This window comes from Pseudomonas sp. UBA4194, from assembly GCF_002379585.1.
In the GTDB taxonomy this organism is placed as follows: Bacteria; Pseudomonadota; Gammaproteobacteria; order Pseudomonadales; family Pseudomonadaceae; genus Aquipseudomonas.
In genome coordinates this window covers 93,642-95,600 of sequence record NZ_DFUE01000085.1, presented here as the reverse complement: position 1 = coordinate 95,600, position 1,959 = coordinate 93,642, and the positions used below count along the sequence as shown (strand labels likewise).

The following is a 1,959-nucleotide window of genomic DNA, read 5'->3' as shown; positions in this document are numbered from 1 at the left end:
GCCTGCGCTGAGCAGGTTCTCGCCCTGGAAATCCAGCACCTGACTGTCCCCGGTATACGCAAACCCCTTACCGTCGGTGCCCACCCGATTCACCGCCGCCACATAGCACAGGTTCTCGATGGCTCGGGCCGGCAGCAAACGGTTCCAGTGCAAACGCCGCGCCCCTGGCCAGTTGGCGGTGTACAACAGCAGGTCGGTGTCTTGAGCGTCGCGGCTCCACACCGGAAAACGCAGGTCGTAGCAGATCAAGGGCCGTACGCGCCAGCCCTTGACCTCGAACTGTACCTGGCGCTCGCCCGGGGTGTAGTGCTTGTGCTCGCCGGCCATGCGAAACAGATGGCGTTTGTCATAATGCAGCAGTTCACCGTCCGGTCGCGCCCACAGCAGCCGATTGCGATGGCTGCCGTCGGCCGCCTGAATGATCACGCTGCCTGTCACCACCGCATTGAGGCGGGCCGCCTGCGCCCGGAGCCAATCACTGGTGGGCCCCTGCTCCGGCTCGGACAGTTCCTCGGAGTTCATCGAGAAACCGGTGGTGAACATCTCCGGCAGGATCACGAGGTCCGCGCCTTCAGCCTGTTCCAGCAGCAACTCGAAATGCTCGAGGTTGGCCGTACGGTCATGCCAGGCCAAGGTGGTTTGAACCAGCGCCAGTTTCAGCTCGCCAGTGCGTCCATTCAGGGGGGTGCTGTTGCTCATATCAGACATAGCTTCGCCGCCGCTTCCCGCAGCGTCTCCTCACGTTTGGCAAAACACAGGCGTACCAGGCGCTGCTCGCGCACCGGCGTTTGGTAGAACACCGACACCGGAATACTGGCCACGCCATGTTCCCGGGTCATCCACAACGACATCTCCACATCGTTGAGGTCGGGTCGTATCGCAGAATAGTCGACCAACTGGAAATAGGTACCCGGCGTGCGGGTGAAGGTGAAGCGCGACTCGGCCAGCAGGTCGCAGAACAGATCACGCTTGGCCTGGTAGAAACCCGGCAACTCGTCGACGTGGCCGGGTTGATCGGCCATGTAATCGGCCAGCGCATACTGCAGCGGCGTGACCCCGCAGAAGCTGACGTACTGATGCACCTTGCGCAGCTCCAGCGTGAGCGCGGGGGGGGCGATCACGTAGCCGGTCTTCCAGCCCGTGACGTGGTAGGTCTTGCCGAACGAGCTGACCACAAAGGCTCGCTGAAACAGCTGTTCTTGAGCCAGTACGCTGGCGTGGCGAACGCCGTCGAACACCAGGTGCTCGTACACCTCATCGCTGACGATGTAAATGTCGCGGTCGGCGATCAATGCCGCCAGTCGATCGAGCTCGGCGGGGGTGATCAACGCTCCGCTGGGGTTGTGAGGACTGTTGAGTATGATCATGCGGGTGCGGGGGGTGATCGCGTCAGTGAGCTGCTGCCAGTCGATGGAGAAGTCCTCGGCGCCCAGTTGCACGTGGACGCACTTGCCACCGGCCAACTCTACCGAGGGTTCGTAGCTGTCATAGCAAGGATCGAACACGACAACCTCATCGCCCGGACGGACCACGGTCTGAATGGCGCAGAAAATGGCCTGAGTCGCACCGGGCGTGATGGTGATCTCGCTGTCGGGGTTCAGCGTGCGTCCGTACAGTCGTGACACCTTGGCCGCCACTTGTTCACGCAAGGCAGGCAGGCCGGTCATGGGCGAGTATTGGTTATGGCCGGCGGCGATGTGCTTACCCACCGCGTCGCGCAGGGCCTGCGGGCCATCGAAATCGGGAAAACCCTGGGAGAGGTTCAGCGCGCCGGTTTGCGCGGCGAGTTGCGACATGGTGGTGAAGATGGTGGTGCCGACGTTCGGCAGCTTGCTGGTGATCATGAGCTGCTCCCTGAGAAGTGATCAGCAGGATAGCCCATGGAGGGGGGTGGGAAAAAGCGGGGGGAATAGTGGTTTGGGTTGGGTTGTGCGGTGAAGGGTCCCCTCACCCCAGCCC

At 62.4% G+C, this 1,959-nt stretch carries 2 protein-coding genes; both read right to left on the bottom strand.

The genetic code is table 11. From position 1 onward, the window contains the following. The coding region (locus B3397_RS21090) for an amidohydrolase (protein ID WP_296253718.1) at positions 1–699 on the bottom strand (699 nt) is incomplete at its 3' end. Further along, the gene (locus B3397_RS21085) at positions 696–1,844 is read right to left on the bottom strand and encodes a pyridoxal phosphate-dependent aminotransferase (RefSeq protein ID WP_296253717.1); all 1,149 of its coding nucleotides are present in this window, start codon (positions 1,842–1,844) and stop codon (positions 696–698) included. The genes B3397_RS21090 and B3397_RS21085, both read right to left, overlap by 4 nt. Positions 1,845–1,959: the final 115 nt, after the last annotated feature.